This window comes from Pseudomonas sp. GW456-L12 (assembly GCF_059424045.1).
The window spans coordinates 347,162-365,799 of record NZ_JBWKZA010000001.1 but is presented as its reverse complement, the minus strand read 5'-3'; the positions used below and the strand labels follow the sequence as shown (position 1 = coordinate 365,799).

Genomic DNA, 18,638 nt, shown 5'->3' with positions numbered 1-18,638 from the left:
AAAAAATGTCATACGAGCTGTCTAAAATCCGTTATAAAGCTGCAATCAATTTATAGGCAGGTGGCCAAAGGGTTTGAGGAGTGAAGCTTTCAGTTGAAAAGCTGAAAAGCCTTTCTATACACTTACCCACTGGCCAGCTGCCTGAATTTGTCCATTAGGAGTGAAAACAAGGTATGAGCACCATCGAAGAGCGCGTCAAGAAAATCGTTGCTGAGCAACTGGGCGTTAAAGAAGAAGAAGTTGTTAACACCGCTTCCTTCGTTGAAGACCTGGGTGCCGACTCCCTTGACACCGTTGAGCTGGTGATGGCTCTGGAAGAGGAATTCGAGACCGAAATCCCTGACGAAGAAGCTGAAAAGATCACTACCGTTCAAGCAGCTATCGACTACGTTACCAGCCACCAGGCTTAATCGTATTTAGTCGTCTTTTGCTGTCATGGAAAAACCGCACTGCCGTTACGGCGTGCGGTTTTTTCTTTAGGCCTGATGCAAAGTGTCGTCATTAGAAAAAAGGAGAGTGCTGTGTCGCGTAGACGCGTCGTAGTCACCGGTATGGGTATGTTGTCGCCACTGGGTACGGATGTTCCGAGCAGTTGGCAGGGCATTCTGGCTGGCCGCAGTGGCATTGGTCTGATCGAACACACCGACCTTTCTGCCTATTCCACCCGTTTTGGCGGCTCGGTAAAGGGCTTCAATGTCGAGGAATACCTGTCGGTCAAAGAGGCTCGCAAGCTCGACCTGTTCATTCAATACGGCTTGGCGGCCGGTTTTCAGGCAGTGCGTAATGCCGGCCTGGAAGTGACCGATGCCAACCGCGAGCGAATCGGCGTTGCCATGGGGTCGGGTATTGGCGGTTTGACCAATATCGAGGAAACCAGCCGCACGCTGCATGATTCCGGCCCGCGTCGAATCTCTCCGTTCTTCGTGCCTGGCTCGATCATCAATATGATTTCCGGATTCCTGTCCATCCATCTGGGTGCCCAGGGGCCGAACTACGCCATTTCCACGGCCTGTACCACAGGTACCCACTGCATTGGCATGGCGGCCCGCAATATTGCCTTCGGCGAAGCCGACGTGATGATCGCCGGTGGCGCTGAAATGGCTGCCTGCGGCCTGGGCATGGGTGGCTTTGGCGCATCCCGCGCGCTGTCGACCCGCAATGACGAGCCAACCCGTGCCAGCCGTCCTTGGGACAAAGGCCGTGATGGCTTCGTGCTGTCCGACGGTGCCGGCGCGCTGGTGCTCGAAGAGCTGGAGCATGCCAAGGCCCGTGGCGCGACCATCTATGCCGAACTGATCGGTTTTGGCATGAGCGGCGATGCCTACCACATGACTTCGCCACCCGCCGATGGCGCCGGCGCGGCGCGTTGCATCGCCAATGCGCTGCGTGACGCCAAGCTGAACGTCGAGCAGGTGCAGTACATCAATGCCCACGGTACTTCGACACCTGCCGGTGACCTGGCGGAAGCCGAGGCGATCAAGAGTGTGTTCGGCGATCACGCCTACAAGCTGGCGATCAGCTCCACCAAGTCCATGACCGGCCATCTGCTGGGTGCCGCGGGTGCCATCGAGGCCATCTTCAGCGTGCTGGCGATCAACAGCCAGGCAGCGCCACCGACCATCAACCTCGATGAGCCGGATGAAGGTTGCGACCTGGATTTCGTGCCACACACCGCACGCAACATGGACATCGACGTGGTGCTGTCCAACTCCTTCGGGTTCGGCGGTACCAACGGCTCCCTGGTGTTCCGCCGGTTCGCCGGCTGATGGACAGCTGGGTCGACGGTCAGCCGGCTGACGTTCTGTCGCTCAAGGACCGCGGCCTGGCTTATGGCGATGGCCTGTTCGAGACCATCGCGGTAAGGGCGGGCCAGCCCTTGTTGCTGGAGCGGCACCTGCTGCGCCTGGCCGAGGGCTGTTCGCGCCTGGCCATCGTTGCCGATCAGGCGTTGATCCGCAGCGAACTCACCGCCTACGCCTCGCTGTTGGGGGAGGGCGTGCTCAAGCTGATCCTCACCCGGGGTGACAGTCAGCGCGGTTATGCCGCCGACCCGCGGGCGCGGCCGCGGCGAATCCTCCAGGGCAATGCGCCGGCTGCTTATCCGGCGGCGCATGCCGAGCAGGGGGTTCGACTGTTCCCTTGCACCACCCGCCTGTCCGAGCAGCCCTTGCTCGCCGGCCTCAAACACCTCAACCGACTGGAGCAGGTTCTTGCCCGTTCCGAGTGGCAGGACAGCGAGCATGCCGAAGGCTTGATGCTCGACGTTTCCGGGCGGGTGATCGAGGGCGTGTTCAGCAATCTGTTCCTGGTGCGCGACGGTGCCTTGTTCACGGCCGATCTGAGCCGTTGCGGGGTCGCCGGAGTGATGCGCGCTGAAATATTGTTTCAGGCCGCGTCGTTGGCTATTCCCACGGAAATCGCCGACATCAGTCTCGAACAGTTGCAACAGGCCGACGAAGTCTTTGTCTGCAACAGTGTCTATGGCATTTGGCCGGTGCTTGCCTGTGGCGCGCTGCGCTGGTCGGCCGGACCGCTCACCCGTAAACTGCAACGCATTGCCCGCACGCTACTGGATGCCTGATTTGTGAGACGTAAACTATTGCTTCTGCTGGAGACCGGACTGGTTCTGGCAGGTCTGGCGCTGGGCGCCTCGGCCTGGAAGTTGAACTCGGCGCTGGAGCAGCCTCTCAACCTGACCCAAGAGCAATTGCTCGACGTGCCGGCTGGCTCGACGCCAGGCGGTACCTTCAACCGTATGGAAGCCAATGGCGTTCTCAAGGACGCGTTCTGGCTGCGCCTGTACTGGCGCTTCAACATGGAAGGACAGCCACTGCACAGCGGCGAATACCGCATGACCCCAGGGATGACCGCGCATGGCCTGATCGGGGTCTGGCAGCGTGGTGAAGTGGTGCAGTACAGCCTGACCCTGGTGGAAGGCTGGACCTTCCGTCAGGTGCGCGCGGCGTTGGCCAAGCATGACAAGCTCGAGCAGACCCTGAATGGGTTGAGTGACAGTGAGGTCATGGAAAAACTCGGTCACGGCGGAGTTTTCCCCGAAGGCCGGTTCTTTCCCGATACCTACCGTTTCGTACGTGGGATGACCGATGTCGAGCTGCTGGAAAAAGCCTACAGCCGCCTGGACGAGGTGCTGGCCAAGGAATGGAACAAGCGCTCTGCCGATGTGCCTTATACCGAGCCTTATCAGGCGCTGATCATGGCCTCGCTGGTGGAGAAGGAAACCGGCGTGCCCCAGGAGCGCGGACAGATTGCCGGGGTATTCGTGCGCCGCATGCAGGTGGGTATGTTGCTGCAAACCGATCCGACGGTGATCTATGGTCTGGGCGAGCGTTACAACGGTAAGTTGACCCGCGCCCTGCTGAAGGAAGCGACCCCCTACAACACCTACGTGATCAGTGGCTTGCCGCCGACGCCGATCGCCATGGTCGGTCGCGAGGCGATCCATGCCGCGCTCAACCCGGTGCCGGGCAGCAGTCTGTATTTCGTGGCGCGTGGCGATGGCAGCCATGTGTTCTCCGACGATCTGGATGCACATAACAATGCCGTGCGCGAGTTCCAGCTCAAGCGTCGCGCCGATTATCGTTCCAGCCCGGCACCGGCGGGCAGCCCGGCGGCTTCCGAAACTCCGGAGTCGACTCCGGCGGCGTCACCCGATACGGCGCCCGAGGCGGTTCCGCAGGCGTCCCCTGAAGAGCCTTCTCAGGAGGCTCCCCAAGTGAGTCCGGAAGTACCGCCGCAAGCACCGCTCGAAACTCCCGTCGAGCCCGAGCCGAAAAGCCCGCAATGACTTTGATTAAGGACTGCCTGTGACTGGCTTGTTTATTACTCTGGAAGGCCCGGAAGGCGCGGGTAAGAGCACCAACCGCGAATACCTGGCCGAGCGCCTGCGCGCCGCTGGCATCGAGGTGTTGCTGACTCGCGAGCCGGGCGGTACGCCCTTGGCCGAGCGGATCCGCGAGGTGCTGCTGACCCCCGGCGACGAGGTCATGAATCCCGATACCGAGCTGTTGCTGGTGTTCGCCGCGCGCGCCCAGCATCTGGCCGAGGTGATTCGTCCGGCGCTGGCCCGTGGCGCGGTGGTGTTGTGCGACCGTTTTACCGATTCCACCTACGCCTATCAGGGCGGTGGTCGTGGTTTGTCCGTGGAGCGTATCGCGACCCTGGAGCAGTTCGTTCAGGGTGAGCTGCGACCCGACCTGACCCTGGTGTTCGACCTGCCGGTCGAAGTGGGGCTGGCCCGCGCCAGCGCCCGTGGCCGCCTGGACCGTTTCGAGCTGGAAGGCCGGGTGTTCTTCGATGCGGTACGCCAGGCGTACCTGAAGCGCGCGGCGGCCGATCCGGCACGTTACCTGTTGGTGGATGCGGCGCAGCCGCTGTCCCAGGTCCAGCAAGCACTGGACGCCCTGTTGCCGAAATTGCTGGAGCTGCACCGTGGCTGAGGCCTTTCCCTGGCAGGACGAACTTTGGCAGCAGTTGGCGGGCCGAGCGCAGCATGCCCACGCCTATCTGCTCCATGGCCCGGCGGGCATCGGCAAGCGTGCGCTGGCCGAGCGCCTGATGGCGCGCCTGCTGTGCCAGCGTCCGGCCGGGCTGGATGCCTGTGGGCAATGCAAGTCGTGCTTGCTGCTGCAGGCCGGCAGCCATCCGGACAACTACGTGCTGGAGCCGGAGGAGGCGGACAAGGCGATCAAGGTCGACCAGGTGCGCGAGCTGGTCAGCTTCGTGGTGCAGACCGCGCAACTGGGCGGGCGCAAGGTGGTGCTGATCGAGCCGGTGGAGTCGATGAACATCAACGCTTCCAACGCGCTGCTGAAAAGCCTCGAAGAGCCGTCCGGCGATACGGTGTTGCTGCTGGTCAGCCACCAGCCGAGCCGCTTGTTGCCGACCATCAAGAGTCGCTGCGTGCAGCAGGCCTGTCCTCTGCCCAGTGAGGCCATGAGCCTGCAATGGCTGAGCAAGGCCCTGCCGGACTGCTCGGAAGAGGAGCGGGTCGAGCTGTTGACCCTGGCGGCCGGTTCGCCCCTGGCGGCTGTCAGCTTGCAAGCCCAGGGCGCGCGGGAGCAGCGGGCGCAGGTGGTCGACGGGGTGAAGAAGTTGCTCAAGCAGCAGCAATCGCCGACCCAGCTGGCCGAAGGCTGGAATGCGATACCCTTGCTACTGCTATTCGACTGGTTCTGCGACTGGTCGAGCCTGATCCTGCGCTATCAGCTGACGCAGGACGAGGAGGGGCTGGGATTGGCCGATATGCGCAAAGTGGTGCAGTACCTCGCGCAGAAGTCCTCCCAGGCCAAGGTTCTGGAGATCCAGGACTGGATTCTTGCGCAGCGCCAGAAGGTGTTGAACAAGGCCAACCTCAATCGGGTGCTGTTGCTCGAAGCCTTGCTGGTGCAGTGGGCCGCACTGCCCGCGCGCAACTGACGGCGGCGCCTGGAAACAAACCGAATCGCCGGCTGCCGCTCGGGCCGGCCTGTTCATTGACCGAATGTGGTTGTCGCTTCTTATGCTTGTAGATTCCCATTGTCACCTCGATCGCCTCGACCTCGCCGCCCACGACGGCTCGCTTGACGCCGCCCTGGACGCGGCTCGTCAGCGCGGTGTCGGGCATTTCCTGTGCATTGGCGTCAGCGCCGACAATGCGGCCGACGTCAAGGCTTTGGCTGAGCGTTATGACGACGTCGATTGCTCGGTGGGTGTCCATCCCCTGGATGTCCAGCCTGGCGCCGCACCAGCCCTCGACTGGCTGCTACAGGAACTGAACCATCCGCGGGTGGTGGCCATCGGCGAGACCGGCCTGGATTACCACTACGAACCGGAAGCCGCGCAGTTGCAGCAGGAATCCTTCCGTCTGCACCTGCAAGCCGCCCAGCAGACCGGCAAGCCGGTGATCGTCCACACCCGTGGCGCGCGCGCCGATACCCTGACCCTGCTGCGTGAAGCGGCGTTGCCGCAAGCCGGGGTCCTGCACTGCTTCACCGAAGACTGGGACATGGCCAAGGCCGCGCTGGACCTGGGTTTCTACATTTCCCTGTCCGGGATTGTCACCTTCCGCAATGCCGATGCACTGCGGGACGTGGCGCGCCAGGTGCCGGCCGACCGTTTGCTGGTGGAAACCGATTCGCCGTACCTGGCGCCGATTCCTTATCGCGGCAAGCCCAACCTGCCGCAGTATGTGCGTGAAGTCGCCGAGTTCCTGGCCATGCTGCGTGGGGAGCCCTACGAGCGTTTTGCCGAACAGACCACCGAGAACTTCAAGCGTCTGTTCCCGCTGGCGCACGTCAAGGGCTGAATCGCAGGCAAAAAAAACCCGGGTTCTGGGGGGTGAATCCGGGTTAAGACCATTAGGAGTAAAACAAAGGCACACCATCCCTTGGTACCTTCATCGGCGCTTCACTTGGGGGAGATGTCACGCCGACATTTCAAGTATTGATCACTATTGAATTCAGTCCAGTTGGCCTTGCTCGTTTTTTAAACAAATTTGGAATACGAGCGCTTCGCTTGAGTTCTCATTGCCGGGCGATATCAGCCACGATGGCGAGAGTTTCGTCGATTACGCGCTTTTCGGTATAGAAATGCGGTGAAAATCTAACCCCGGGACCACGGGGAATACACACCACCTGCTGCTGTTGCAGCGCCTCATGAACCACCTGATTATCGATGCCATCGATACTGAACGAGAAAATTCCGCCGCGTCGGGCAGGGTTGAGCGGGGTGTGCAGGCGTACGCCGGGGATAGCATTCAGGCCATCCTGGAGCCACTGGACCCGTTCGGCGATCAAGGTCGCCACGTGTTCCATGCCCACTTCTTCCAATAACGACAGGCTTGCTTCCAGGGCCATGGCGCCGAGCATGTTCGGGCTGCCGCACTCGAAGCGCCGCGCGCTCTTGGCCGGTTCCCATGCGCTGCGACTGTAATCGCCCATGTGTTCCAGCATGTGCCAGCCGAACTCATGGAGCTTGAGCTGCGCGCGCAGCTCGCTGCGGCAATAGAACACACCGAGGCCTTCAGGCCCGAGCATCCATTTGTGGCCGTCGGCCATGGCGAAGTCGCATTGATAGGCCTGGACATCGAAGGGTTGGGCGCCCAGTTGCTGGATGGCGTCGATGCAGAACAGCACGTTCTGTTGTTTGCAGCCGGCGCCCAGGCGCTGCAGGTCCAGGCGCAGACCGCTGGCGAACTGCACCGCGCTGATCGCCATCAGCCGGGTGCGCGGCCCGCAGGCGGCCAGCAGCGCGCCTTCCGGATCGTCGCCCTTGAGGCTGACCTGCAGCACTTCCACACCCTGGCTGGCCAGGGCTTCCCAGACGACGCGGTTGGAGGGGAATTCCTCGTCGCTGATGACGATCTGGTCACCTTGTTCCCAAGGCAGACCAAAGGCGACGAATGACAGCGCTTCCGAAGTATTTTTGACCAGCGCGATGTCATCCGTTGACGGTGCATTTAGCAGGCGCATCAGGCGTTCGCGCAGGCGTTGCTCAAGGGCCATCCAGTCCGGATAGTCCCGCGCGCCCAGCAAAACGTTCTCTTTGGCGAAGCGCGCCACGGCTTCGGCGGCCCGATTCGGCCAGGGGGCGACAGCTGCGTGATTCAAATAACGCAGGCCCGGGGCCTGTACAAATTCATCAAGAAACATAGTCATGGTCGGATGATCCGTGCATTTTGGCGCAATTTAGGCATAATACGCGGCTTCGATTTTGACCCCGACAGACCTTTTCTTATGCAGAAAGAACCTCGTAAGGTCCGTGAGTTTCGTCGCCGTGAGCAAGAAATTCTCGATACCGCGCTCAAGCTGTTCCTCGATCAAGGTGAAGACAGCGTCACCGTCGAGATGATCGCTGATGCCGTTGGTATCGGCAAAGGGACCATCTACAAGCACTTCAAGTCCAAGGCGGAGATTTATCTGCGCCTGATGCTCGATTATGAGCGCGACCTGAACGAGCTGCTGCACTCTGCCGATGTCGACAAGGATAAGGAAGCCCTGTCCCGGGCCTACTTCGAATTCCGCATGCGTGATCCACAGCGTTACCGGCTGTTCGATCGCCTGGAAGAGAAGGTGGTCAAGGGCAACCAGGTGCCGGAAATGGTCGAGGAGCTGCACAAGATCCGTGCTTCCAACTTCGAACGCCTGACCTTGTTGATCAAGGGCCGCATCAGCGAAGGCAAGCTCGAAGACGTGCCGCCTTACTTCCACTATTGCGCGGCCTGGGCGCTGGTGCATGGCGCAGTGGCGCTGTATCACTCGCCGTTCTGGAGCAACGTGCTGGAAGACCAGGAAGGCTTCTTCCAGTTCCTGATGGACATCGGCGTGCGCATGGGCAACAAGCGCAAGCGCGACCCGGATAGCTCCGGCAGCTGATTCATTCAGTGGCCTTATGGCGCCATGATTTCTCTATATGGCGCAGTGTCCCAGGAATATACTCAGGCATGGGACTTGCCAAAACCTGATTTTTTAGTCAGGTTTTGGTCGGTTCACTCTTCCTTCGCCGGAGTCATCCATGATCGTTGATCGTCAAGGCAGGCGTTTTCGCAATCTGCGTATCAGCCTGACTTCTGCCTGCAACTACGCCTGTACCTACTGCGTGCCCAACGGCAAGCGGCTGGTGGCTGCCCAGGACGAGTTGTCGGCCGAGGCCATGGCGCGCGGCGTGGCCTATCTGATCGAGGCAGCAGGCATTGAACGCCTGCGGATCACCGGCGGCGAGCCCCTGGTCAGTCCGAAACTCGAAGCCTTCATGGCGGCGGTGGGGCAAATGGGGCTGGAAGACATCAGCCTGACCACCAATGGCCAATTGCTCGCACGCAAGCTGCCGTTGCTGGTGGATGCCGGTATCCGGCGCATCAACGTTTCCCTCGATACCCTGGACGCCTCGGCTTTCCGCGGCATTGCGCGTGGCGGCGATCTGGCGACCGTGCTCGACGGCATGGACCAGGCTCGCGCGGCGGGCATGAAAATCAAGGTCAATATGGTGCCGCTGCGCGGGCAGAACCTGGACCAGGTAATGCCGCTGCTCGACTACTGTCTGGAACGTGGCTATGAACTGCGCTTTATCGAGCTGATGCGCATGGGCCACCTGGCCAGCGATTCCAACGCTTTCCTGCAGCAGTTCGTCAGTCTGCAGCAGCTGCTGAGCCTGATCGGCGAGCGCTACGAATACCTGCAGGCCGATGCGCCGGTGGACGCCACCGCAGTGCGCTATGAAATTCCGGGGCAGGGCCATTTCGGCGTGATCGCCAACGAAAGCGTACCGTTCTGCCGGACCTGCTCGCGCCTGCGGCTGTCGTCCACCGGTTGGCTGCACGGTTGCCTGTCGTCGAGTAACCGGCATTACGTCGGCGATCTGCTGGACAAGCCGCGCCACCAGGCCTTGCCGGCCTTGCAGCGCTTGCTGGTCAAAGCCTTGGGCGACAAGCAGGACGTGGCATTCTCCGGTGGTGCGACGGTGATGAAAATCATCGGCGGCTAAACCCCATCTCCCTGATCCCCGTCCTCTGTAGCCGCTGCCGCAGGCTGCGATCGAGGGCGTAGCCCTCGCCAATCCAGGCGACCCATTTCTCTCCAGCCAATAGCCTTCACCGGGTTTGTGGCTGCTGCGCCGCCATTCGCAGCCTGCGGCAGCGGCTAGAGGAGCATGAGCTGGCGCGGAAGCTGCATCTCGTGGCCATTCGCCGGTTTTCCGTCACCGGCTTCTGGAGGGAAGGATGCGTAGCCTGGTTTTGCTGCTGGCTTTTTTGGGGCTCGGCGGCTGCATGAATGTCAGCGATATGGGCGAGGGCGTTCGCTATCACATGAGTGATGCGGGTTTTCTCGATCACAGTAATACCCAGCGCGCCAACTCGTTCCGCGTTCAACCGGACTCGTTCATTTTCATCGCCCAGGGCGCCTTTGCGCCGCCGGGTAGCGCTTACCCGCGCCCCAACGTGGTGGCCGAGGAAGCCTTCAAGGGCTTTATCGAATACTTCCCCATGGTCCGCCGCGCCCGGGCGCCGGAAGGCCTGGACCAGGCCATGGCCGAGGCCCGTGAGGTGGGTGCGCATTACCTGCTGTACACCCGCTTCGCCAAGGCCGACGACCGCATCGGCAACTCCGATGAATGGTTCGACCAGGAAGCCGTGGATCGCCTGGGGATCGACAACGGCGTGATTCAGATCATGCTGATCGAGACCAGTACCCAGTATCTGATCGACACCGCGCGGATTCGCAGTCGTGGCGGTTTACTGACGTTCCACGACAACAAGCCGGAAGACCTGCTTGGCCCGCCGCTCGAACAATACGCCCGCAGCCTGTTAGGCTTGAGCGATTAAGCCAAGCACGAGGAGAGCAGCATGAGTGGTCCGGGCAAAGCCAACGATCTGTTGGCGCAGATTCCCAAGGCGCAGAAGGGCTTGCCGCCGGTCCACCTGTGGAACCCCGACTTCTGTGGCGATATCGACATGCGTATCGCCCGCGACGGCACCTGGTACTACCTGGGTACCCCCATTGGCCGCAAACCGATGGTCAAGCTGTTCTCCACCATCATTCGCCGCGACGGCGATGACTACTTCCTGATCACCCCAGTGGAAAAGGTCGGCATCAAGGTCGATGACGCGCCTTTTGTCGCCGTCACCCTGGAGGTCGAAGGGGAAGGCGAGGTCCAGGTCCTGCGCTTTACCACCAACGTCGACGAGCAGGTCAGCGCCGGCAGCGAGCATCCGCTGCGAGTGGTGATCGACCCGCAGACCCAGGAGCCGGCGCCTTACGTTCATGTACGCAGCAATCTGGAGGCGCTGGTGCACCGCAATGTGTTCTACCAACTGGTGGAGCTGGCGGTGAGCCGTCCGATCGACGGTCAGAACTGGCTGGGCGTCTGGAGCGGCGGGGTGTTCTTCCCGATCGGCCTGGAGCCCTGAGCTGCGAAACCTCTTGTTGATCGAATAAATATCTTGCGACGAAGATCCCCTTTCGGGTATCAATTTGTACATGATTAGACATGTTCGATTTGACAAGAAAAAACGCGTGGTCGATGAACTGATCCGACGCATCGAAAGCGGCCTCATGGAGGACGGTTTCCTGCTGCCGGGCGAGCATCAGTTGGCCCAGGAGTTCTCGGTGAGTCGTGGCACCCTGCGTGAGGCCCTGGCCGAACTCAAACGCCGCAACTACATCGCCACCCAGAGCGGGGTCGGCTCCATCGTCACCTTTGATGGTGTGGTGCTGGACCAGCAAAACGGCTGGGCCCAGGCCCTGGCGGACAGCGGGGCGCTGATCAACACCGAGCTGCTGCGCCTGGAAGCGGTGCAGCGTCCCGACCTGCTCAGTCGCTTCGGCACTGACCAGTTCATCGCCCTGGACCGGCGCCGACGCTCTACCGACGGCACCGTGGTTTCCCTTGAACGTTCCCTGATGCCTGCCACCGGAGGCCTGGAAAGCCTGCCGCGAGTAGGGCTGATCGATGATTCCCTGACCATTACCCTGGCCGCCTACGGCTATATCGGCGAGCGCGGCGATCAATGGATCGGCGCCGAGCCACTGGGTGAAGAAGAGGCACGACTGCTGGGACGTCCGGCCGGCAGTGTGTTTCTCAAGGCCCTGCGGACCACCTATGACCGCCGCGGGCGTTTCATGGAGCAGGTGGAGAGTTTTCTCGACCCGCTGCACTTTCGCCTGCACCTGGAATTTGGAGCGCAGAAATGATCCCGCTGGATCGCGCTCTGGGCGCCTTTTACGGGCTGGCCCTGGGCGATGCCCTGGGCATGCCGACCCAATCCTTGAGCCGGCAGCAGATCAAGCAGCGTTTCGGTGCCATCCATCGCCTGGAGGACGCCGGCCCCGATCAACCGATCGCCGCCAACATGCCCAAGGGCTCGATCACCGACGACACCGAGCAGGCGATCCTGGTCGGCGACCTGCTGGTCGCGGGCAAGGGCCGGATCGAACCGGCGGCGTTGGCCCACAGCCTGATCGAGTGGGAAGCGGCGATGCAGGCCAAGGGCTCCCAGGACCTTTTGGGCCCCTCGACCAAGCGCGCCATCGAGATGATCCTCGCCGGCCATACCGCGGAAGAGGCCGGGCGCTACGGCACCACCAACGGCGCGGCGATGCGCATCACCCCGGTGGGCATCGCAGCGAACGTCGACGATGTCCAGGGCTTCATCCGCGCGGTGGTGGAAGCTTGCCAGGTCACCCATAACACCACACTGGGTATCTCCAGCGCGGCGGCGGTGGCGGCGGTAGTGTCCGCTGGGATCAATGGCGTGCCGCTGGGTGACGCCTTGCAGATCGGCGTGCAGATCGCCCTGGAAGCGGAGCGGCATGGTCACTGGGTGGCTGGCGGCCGTATTGCCACGCGCATCAGTTGGGCGCGCACCCTCAGCGTCGAAAGCGACAAGGCGCTGCTGGCCGATCTGCTGTACGACGTGATCGGCACCTCCGTCGCGTCCCAGGAATCGGTGGTGGTGTCCTTCGCCCTGGCGCATCAGGTGGCCATCGGCGAGCTGCAGGCGTTCGAAGCGCTGTGCATGGCCGCGAGCCTTGGGGGCGACACCGATACCATTGCCGCGATCCTCGGCGCGATGCTCGGTGCCTGCCAGGGGATGGAGTGCTGGCCGGCCGCCTTGATCGAGCAGATCAAGCAGGTCAACGACCTGGACCTCGAACCGCTGGTGCAGGGGCTGCTGGCCCTGCGTTAAAGACTGGCTGCATGGCCAAGGCTCCCACCACCTGTGCGCGAGCCGTCGCTGAAGCATTTTTGCCATGGATAGCAGGAAACGGCGAGGAGTGCCGGGATGTCTGATCGACTTCCGAAATTGCCGACAATCACAACAAGGGCAACAGGAGCTTTTTCATGAGTGCATCGAACCCCGGGCAAAGCGCCGGGCAACTGGAAACCCGCGGCATCGAGCCGGTGCCGGAAGGCGAGTGCAACGGCCATCCGCTGCAACTGTTCTGGGTCTGGTTCGCCGCCAATATCAGCATCCTCGGCTTGCCGCTGGGGGCGACCCTGGTGGCCTTTCGTGGCCTGTCGATCTGGCAGGCGATCATCGTTGCCATCCTCGGCGCCGCCGGTTCGTTCGCGGTGGTGGGGATCATCTCCATCGCCGGGCGTCGCGGGCGGGCGCCGAGCCTGACGCTGTCGCGGGCGATCTTCGGCGTGCGCGGCAATATCGGCCCGACCCTGGTGTCGCTGATGTCGCGAGTGGGCTGGGAAACCGTCAATACCACTACCGCTGCCTTCGCCCTGCTGTCGCTGTGTTCGATCCTGTTCGGCTCGCCGGTGGAAGCCAAGAGTGCGCCGCTGCTGACCCTGCTGTTCATCGGCATTTTCGTGCTGCTGACCCTGGCCGTCTCCGGCCTCGGCCACGCCACCTTGCTGGTGATCCAGAAGTGGGCCACCTATGTGTTCGGTGCGCTGAACCTGCTGGTGGGCGGCTTCCTCTGCGCCACCATCGACTGGAGCGCGGTGTTCAACGCCACCCCGGCGCCGTTGAGCGCGATGATCATCGGTATCGGCACCATGGCCGCGGGCACCGGTATCGGCTGGGCCAATACCGGTGCCGACATGTCGCGTTACCAGCACAGCAGCGTCAAGGCCTCGCGCTTGGTGGCATCGGCGGCCTTCGGCGCCGGCATTCCGCTGGTGCTGCTGATTACCCTGGGTGGCCTGCTGTCGGTGGGCAACGATGACCTGGCTTCGGCCACCGACCCGATCGTGGCGATTCGCGACATGCTGCCGACCTGGATGGCGGTGCCGTACCTGATCACCGCTTTCGGCGGTCTGCTGCTGTCGAACAACCTGTCGGTGTACTCGGCCGGCCTGACCACCCTGACCCTGGGGCTCAAGGTCAAGCGGGTGTACGCGGTGGTGGTGGACATCGTGGCGATCTTCGCCGGCTCTATCTACTTCATGCTGATTGCCGAGAGTTTCTACGGGCCATTCATTACCTTCATTTCCTTGCTGGCAGTGCCTCTCACCGCCTGGGTCGGGATCTTCGTGGTCGACCTGATCCATCGTCACTACTACAGCCCCAAGGATCTGCTGGACGTCAGCCCGAGCAGCGCCTACTGGTATCGCGGCGGTATCGAATGGCGGGCCTTCGGTGCCTGGGCACTGGCTATAGTGCTGGGTTTCAGCTTCACCACCATCGGTACCAGCGCCGAGAACGTCTGGTTCGCCGGGCCGCTGGCCGATTCCTGGCTGGGTCATAACGGCCTGGGCTGGATCGTCACCTTCCTGGTAGCCGGCGGCGTGTATGCCGTGCTGGGCGGGGCCAGGGATCGCCGCGGTGCTTTTGTCGAGAATGCCAATGCCTAGAATGCTGCACACCGGCCAGGTTATCGTCGATCTGGTGATGTCCGTGGAGCGCCTGCCGAGCTCCGGCGGCGATGTGCTGGCGCAGTCCGCCAGTTTCGAGGCTGGTGGCGGCTTCAACGTGATGGCTGCCGCCCAGCGTAACGGCTTGCCGGTGCTGTACCTGGGGCGACACGGCAACGGTCGCTTCGGGGAGCTGGCGCGGGAGGCGATGCGCGCCGAGGGCATCCGGATCGCTCTCGAGGCCAGCCGCACCGAGGACACCGGCCTGTGCGTGGCGCTGACCGAATCCACGGCCGAACGCAGCTTCATTTCCTATATCGGGGTGGAAGGCCAGCTGTCGGCCGAGGACCTGGACGGTGTCGCGGTGCAGGCCGATGACTTTGTCTATGTCAGCGGCTACAGCCTGCTGCATGTCGGCAAGGCCGAGGCTTTGTTGGACTGGCTGCTGGCCTTGCCGCAGGGGATCCAGGTGGTGTTCGATCCGGGCCCGCTGGTGGAATCGCCGGACTCCGCGGCCATGCGCCGGCTGCTGCCGCGTATCGATATCTGGACCAGCAACAGCGTCGAGGCCTTGCGCTTCACCGGGACCTCGACCATCGCCGAAGCCCTGCGACGCCTGCATGACGAACTGTCGCAGGAGGTGTTGCTGGTGGTCAGGGACGGGCCGCAGGGCTGCTGGGTCAGCCAGCATGGCCATAGCGCCCATGTGCCGGGCTTCAAGGTCCGGGCGGTGGACAGCAACGGCGCTGGCGATGCCCATGCCGGAGTCTTCGTCGCAGCGCTGGCGCAGGGGCTGGAACCAGTGCAGGCGGCGCGCCGGGCCAACGCCGCGGCGGCCCTGGCGGTGACCCGCTGGGGGCCGGCCACCGCGCCGGGTGCAGCGGAGGTGGATGCGCTGGTCAATGGGGATAGCGTCCGAGCCTAGGCGTTTGCCGGCTGAACGAGAGCGATCGCGAGCAAGCTCGTTCCCGCCGGGAGTAGGCCTGCTCGCGATCCATGGTTTATCCCGCCTTGCGCAATGCCTCGATCAGTTCCTGCTTGCTCATGGTCGAGCGGCCACGAATGTTCTTCGTTCGGGCCTCCTTCAGCAGGCTGTCCTTCGTCTGGGTGCTCAGCGACGTCGTGCTGTTGCGGGCATGTCCTTCACGGCTGGCGACGGCACGCCTGGCCGAGGACTGGCGCGCGGCGGTTTTTTCCGAGGCCGGTGTGCGTTGCCCGGAGCCGCCAGCCCGTTCCCCTCCACCGGACTGCTTGTTCACCGTGGCCCAGGCGCGCGCTTCGGCCTCGTCCTTGGGCACGCCCTTGGCTTCGTAGCCGGCTTCGATATGCGCGGCCTTGCGCTTCTGTTTGGCGGTGTATTTGGCTTTGCTTCCACGAGGCATGAGGGCTCTCCTTTGGCAATGAGTACCTGAAGTTGGGGCGGGGAAAAGGCCGATAAGTGCCCGGGAATCGACGGGCGGGCTCTGGATACCTCGCCAGAGGGTGTGATCGCTATCACAGAAGCGTGGCATTTCGCGCAAGAGGGGCAGGCCAGGGCGGTCCGAGGTTTGCCAGGGCGGGGGAAGTCTCGCACAATGCCTGCCCCGGAAATGGATGCGTCTGACGAACTCTCAGGCCTTTTCGCGAGTTACTCATGGATGATTCTTACGCCCCAGATCAGGGGCGGCTGATCGACACGGCACGCCTGCCGTCAATCCCCTGTTGTGCCCATCCAACCCCGTCACCGGTCTGTCGCTGCCGTGCGGTTGGTCGTGGCCTGTTTTTAAAGGAATGAACCAATGAATACCCGGATGTTTTTGGCTGCGGCCCTGTTGGGCGGCAGCGTGCTGCTGGCCGGTTGTGGCGACAAGAGTGAAAAGGTCAGCCAGCCCGTCGCGCAGGTCGATACCCGGCAACAGGAAATAGAGAAATACAACCAGTACGTCGGTGCGGCGAACAGCATCAGCGAATCCTTCCAGACCTTCCTCCAGCGTTACCAGCAGTACGAGGTGCCGGCCCTGGCGGGCAAGGCGCCGATCACTGCCTTCAGCATTGGCAACGATATCCTCATCGATCGCCTGAGCCGGGCCCTGGATGGCGCACTGGCCATCGATACGCCAATCCCGGAAGTGGACCAGGCGGCCCAGGCCTTTTCCGCGGCCCTGAAAACCCTCTCGCCCTTGAGCCATGAACTGCAGAACTACGCCACTTCCAAGGGCTACCTGAGCGACAACGGCGACCTGGCCCGTCGCCAGGGCCAGGCCTACCTGGCCGCCCTGACCGCGGTCAGCGAAAAGGAGCAGGACTTCTACGCTGGCCTTGGGGCGCGTGACCTGGCGCTGACCAAGCAGGCATTCGATGAAGCGCCGAAAGACACCGCGGCCTACTACCGTGCCGGGCTGATCTACTACGGCAAACTCAACACCGCGGATGCCGAGATGCTGTTCGCCGAACCGAACGATCCGCAGGCCCTGGCGGCCTTCGAGAAGTCCCTGGCACTGGTGGCTGACGCGGCTGCGGGCTGGAATGGCAAGGTCAGCGCCCAGGCCGCACAGAGCGGCAAGTCGTGCGGTGGCGGCATGCTGGAAATCAATGAGTTCATCGGCCAGTCGCGTTCGATCGTCCGCGACGTCAAGGACGGGGTGTACAAGCGTGCTCCCGAGGGCGCGATGAAGAACCTGCCGGCACACATGCAGAGTTCGAGCATCGTCCGCTCGGCCAACCGCTACAACCGCACCTACGGCAACATGATCAATCGCTTCAACCATCCGACCTGCTGAGTCGAGGTGGCTGGCGCCCGCGTCGTCACGCGGGCGCCAGTAACGCTGAGCGGCTGCCCGCGGCCGTCGGCCAGGCGTCCAGTTTGCGGGCCATTTCGACGCCAGTAGCCGTCAGCTTGATCGGTGGGTCCACGATATGTTCGCCGCTTGGTCGCGGTTGACATGGCCCTCCTGGATCAAGCCGAGTTCCTCCGCCGAGGACAGCAGTCCGGCCAGGTCAGCCTGGAGTTGATCATGATGTCGCCTCCATGGGTTTTTTGGAGTCGCTACCTGATCTTGGGCTGCCGCCGATTTTGATGGGGGCCTGATGAACGGTTCAGGCGTTCTGCGCGACCTCTTCGGGTTTCAGCCCGCGCCAGACCAGGCGCCCGACGCTGATCAGCCAATTCAGCAGCGCGATGCCCAGCACCGTGAGCATCAGCGCCGACATGCCCTGTTCGACGATGATCCGTCCGGCCAGCAGCGGAAAGCCGAACACCCCGATGAAGTAGGCCAGGCTGAACAGCAGCAAGGCTTGCGAGGTGTCGCCGGGCGGAGCTTCGTTGGCGGCCAGGCCGTTGATCACCGAGTACGTCAGGCCGTAGCCGACCCCCAGCGCCACGGCGGCCAGCAGATAACTCGTCGCGTCATCGACCAGCAGCTGGAACATCAGGATCGACCCCAGCATCAGCCCCGAGAGCAGGCATGCCGCGCGATAGGCGTCGCGCTTGACCACGAAGCCGGCGATCAGCAAACGGCTGCCGATGGCGGCTGCCATGAAACCGAGAAAGAACAGCGAATAGTCCAGCGAACGGGAGGCCGCGTAGCTGGTCTGGAAACTCGACAGGCCACCGAATACGCAGCCGCCGAGAGCGACCATGAGGATCGGGAACAACGCCTTCGACGAGAGCACCCGGGCGCTGCTGGCCCAACTGATTTTCGCCGCGCCGGCCCCAGATGGCTGGGGTGTCTTTTCAGCAGCGCGCCCAGGCGCCAGAAGATCAGTACGCCGATCAGGCTGGCGGCCGCGGCAAGCAGAAACGCCGTGCTCAACGGGTAGCCCAGGGCATTGGCCAGCCGTCCCAGCAACGGGCCCGAGCCGATGCCGCTCATCATGCTGCCCGACAACAGGGCGAAGAACCTGGCCCGCTGCGCCGGCGCCACCATCATCGCCACGATGATCGGCCCCAGGGTGTAGAACACGCCCCAGCCCAGGCCCAGGGTCAGGCCGAAAAACAGCAGGGCATCGCCGAAGCCCGGCGCCAGGGCAAAGCCCAGGCTGGCGACCACCAGCAGGCAGCCGAACAGGGCAATCGAGCGCGCGGCGCCCAGCAGGTCCGACAGGTGCCCGGAGAAGATCACGGCGACCAAGGTGCTGAGCATGGCGACCGAAATCACGCTGCCGGCATCGTGCTCATTGCCACCGCGCGAGCCGATCAGCAGCGAGAGCAGGAAGGTCGAGCCATAGGACAGCGACAGCAGGTAGCTGGCAACGCAGAACAGCCCGAACAGCCTGGCTGGAACCATGGGGGGTGGGGTAGCGCTGGACATGCGCAGGCCTCGTTCTTGTTGGATTCATGAGGCGCCGTTCTACCA

The 18,638-nt window shown here is 62.8% G+C and carries 18 protein-coding genes and 1 pseudogene; 16 read left to right on the top strand and 3 right to left on the bottom strand.

The window, feature by feature from the left end:
* The first annotated feature begins 173 nt into the window (after positions 1-173).
* The 7 genes from acpP to AC07Y9_RS01850 all read left to right on the top strand — a co-directional run bounded on the left by acpP (position 174) and on the right by AC07Y9_RS01850 (position 6,304).
* Complete coding sequence (gene acpP / locus AC07Y9_RS01880; protein WP_003175607.1) at positions 174-410, top strand: acyl carrier protein; 237 nt, start codon at positions 174-176, stop codon at positions 408-410.
* Between the two features lie 111 nt (positions 411-521).
* Positions 522-1,766, top strand: a complete 1,245-nt coding sequence (gene fabF / locus AC07Y9_RS01875; protein WP_007928055.1) for a beta-ketoacyl-ACP synthase II — start codon at positions 522-524, stop codon at positions 1,764-1,766.
* Positions 1,766-2,581, top strand: a complete 816-nt coding sequence (pabC, locus tag AC07Y9_RS01870) for an aminodeoxychorismate lyase (protein WP_102678408.1) — start codon at positions 1,766-1,768, stop codon at positions 2,579-2,581. The genes fabF and pabC overlap by 1 nt, the downstream gene beginning before the upstream one ends.
* Positions 2,582-2,584: 3 nt before the next feature.
* On the top strand, positions 2,585-3,805 hold the full coding sequence (gene mltG / locus AC07Y9_RS01865) for an endolytic transglycosylase MltG (protein ID WP_102678407.1): 1,221 nt from the start codon (positions 2,585-2,587) through the stop codon (positions 3,803-3,805).
* Positions 3,806-3,824: 19 nt separating this feature from the next.
* Positions 3,825-4,457 (top strand): dTMP kinase, encoded by a 633-nt coding sequence (gene tmk, locus AC07Y9_RS01860; protein ID WP_007928062.1) that lies wholly within the window; start codon positions 3,825-3,827, stop codon positions 4,455-4,457.
* Entirely contained in the window at positions 4,450-5,436 is a 987-nt protein-coding gene (locus AC07Y9_RS01855; RefSeq protein ID WP_009042853.1) for a DNA polymerase III subunit delta', read from the top strand. Before tmk ends, AC07Y9_RS01855 begins: the two co-directional genes overlap by 8 nt.
* A gap of 82 nt (positions 5,437-5,518) precedes the next feature.
* Positions 5,519-6,304, top strand: coding sequence for a TatD family hydrolase (locus AC07Y9_RS01850; protein WP_007928065.1), 786 nt, complete (start codon positions 5,519-5,521; stop codon positions 6,302-6,304).
* Positions 6,305-6,521: 217 nt separating this feature from the next.
* On the opposite strand, the gene AC07Y9_RS01845 is transcribed toward AC07Y9_RS01850, so the two are convergent.
* On the bottom strand, positions 6,522-7,655 hold the full coding sequence (locus AC07Y9_RS01845; RefSeq protein ID WP_102678406.1) for an aminotransferase class V-fold PLP-dependent enzyme: 1,134 nt from the start codon (positions 7,653-7,655) through the stop codon (positions 6,522-6,524).
* Between the two features lie 78 nt (positions 7,656-7,733).
* Here AC07Y9_RS01845 and AC07Y9_RS01840 point away from each other — a divergent pair, with 78 nt between their 5' ends.
* From AC07Y9_RS01840 to AC07Y9_RS01805, 8 genes are all read left to right on the top strand, one after another.
* The gene (locus AC07Y9_RS01840) at positions 7,734-8,372 is read left to right on the top strand and encodes a TetR/AcrR family transcriptional regulator (protein WP_007928069.1); all 639 of its coding nucleotides are present in this window, start codon (positions 7,734-7,736) and stop codon (positions 8,370-8,372) included.
* 139 nt (positions 8,373-8,511) lie between these two features.
* A complete protein-coding gene (locus AC07Y9_RS01835) occupies positions 8,512-9,480 on the top strand; it encodes a GTP 3',8-cyclase MoaA (RefSeq protein WP_007928078.1) in 969 nt (322 codons plus the stop codon).
* Positions 9,481-9,715: 235 nt separating this feature from the next.
* Positions 9,716-10,318: a DUF4823 domain-containing protein gene (locus tag AC07Y9_RS01830; RefSeq protein WP_102678405.1), complete on the top strand. Its 603-nt coding sequence runs from the start codon at positions 9,716-9,718 to the stop codon at positions 10,316-10,318.
* Between the two features lie 21 nt (positions 10,319-10,339).
* A complete protein-coding gene (locus tag AC07Y9_RS01825) occupies positions 10,340-10,903 on the top strand; it encodes a DUF1285 domain-containing protein (RefSeq protein ID WP_102678404.1) in 564 nt (187 codons plus the stop codon).
* 70 nt (positions 10,904-10,973) lie between these two features.
* On the top strand, positions 10,974-11,687 hold the full coding sequence (locus tag AC07Y9_RS01820) for a GntR family transcriptional regulator (RefSeq protein WP_007928081.1): 714 nt from the start codon (positions 10,974-10,976) through the stop codon (positions 11,685-11,687).
* Positions 11,684-12,682: an ADP-ribosylglycohydrolase family protein gene (locus AC07Y9_RS01815; RefSeq protein WP_087088731.1), complete on the top strand. Its 999-nt coding sequence runs from the start codon at positions 11,684-11,686 to the stop codon at positions 12,680-12,682. Before AC07Y9_RS01820 ends, AC07Y9_RS01815 begins: the two co-directional genes overlap by 4 nt.
* Before the next feature lie 155 nt (positions 12,683-12,837).
* Positions 12,838-14,304 (top strand): purine-cytosine permease family protein, encoded by a 1,467-nt coding sequence (locus tag AC07Y9_RS01810; RefSeq protein ID WP_102678403.1) that lies wholly within the window; start codon positions 12,838-12,840, stop codon positions 14,302-14,304.
* On the top strand, positions 14,297-15,229 hold the full coding sequence (locus AC07Y9_RS01805; RefSeq protein WP_102678402.1) for a PfkB family carbohydrate kinase: 933 nt from the start codon (positions 14,297-14,299) through the stop codon (positions 15,227-15,229). The genes AC07Y9_RS01810 and AC07Y9_RS01805 overlap by 8 nt, the downstream gene beginning before the upstream one ends.
* Before the next feature lie 76 nt (positions 15,230-15,305).
* On the opposite strand, the gene AC07Y9_RS01800 is transcribed toward AC07Y9_RS01805, so the two are convergent.
* Positions 15,306-15,686: a Rho termination factor N-terminal domain-containing protein gene (locus AC07Y9_RS01800; protein WP_102678401.1), complete on the bottom strand. Its 381-nt coding sequence runs from the start codon at positions 15,684-15,686 to the stop codon at positions 15,306-15,308.
* A 396-nt stretch (positions 15,687-16,082) separates the two neighbouring features.
* Here AC07Y9_RS01800 and AC07Y9_RS01795 point away from each other — a divergent pair, with 396 nt between their 5' ends.
* Positions 16,083-17,063 (top strand): DUF3829 domain-containing protein, encoded by a 981-nt coding sequence (locus AC07Y9_RS01795; protein ID WP_102678400.1) that lies wholly within the window; start codon positions 16,083-16,085, stop codon positions 17,061-17,063.
* A 316-nt stretch (positions 17,064-17,379) separates the two neighbouring features.
* On the opposite strand, the pseudogene AC07Y9_RS01790 reads toward AC07Y9_RS01795, so the two are convergent.
* A pseudogene (locus AC07Y9_RS01790) lies at positions 17,380-18,569 on the bottom strand (MFS transporter).
* Between the last annotated feature and the right edge of the window lie 69 nt (positions 18,570-18,638).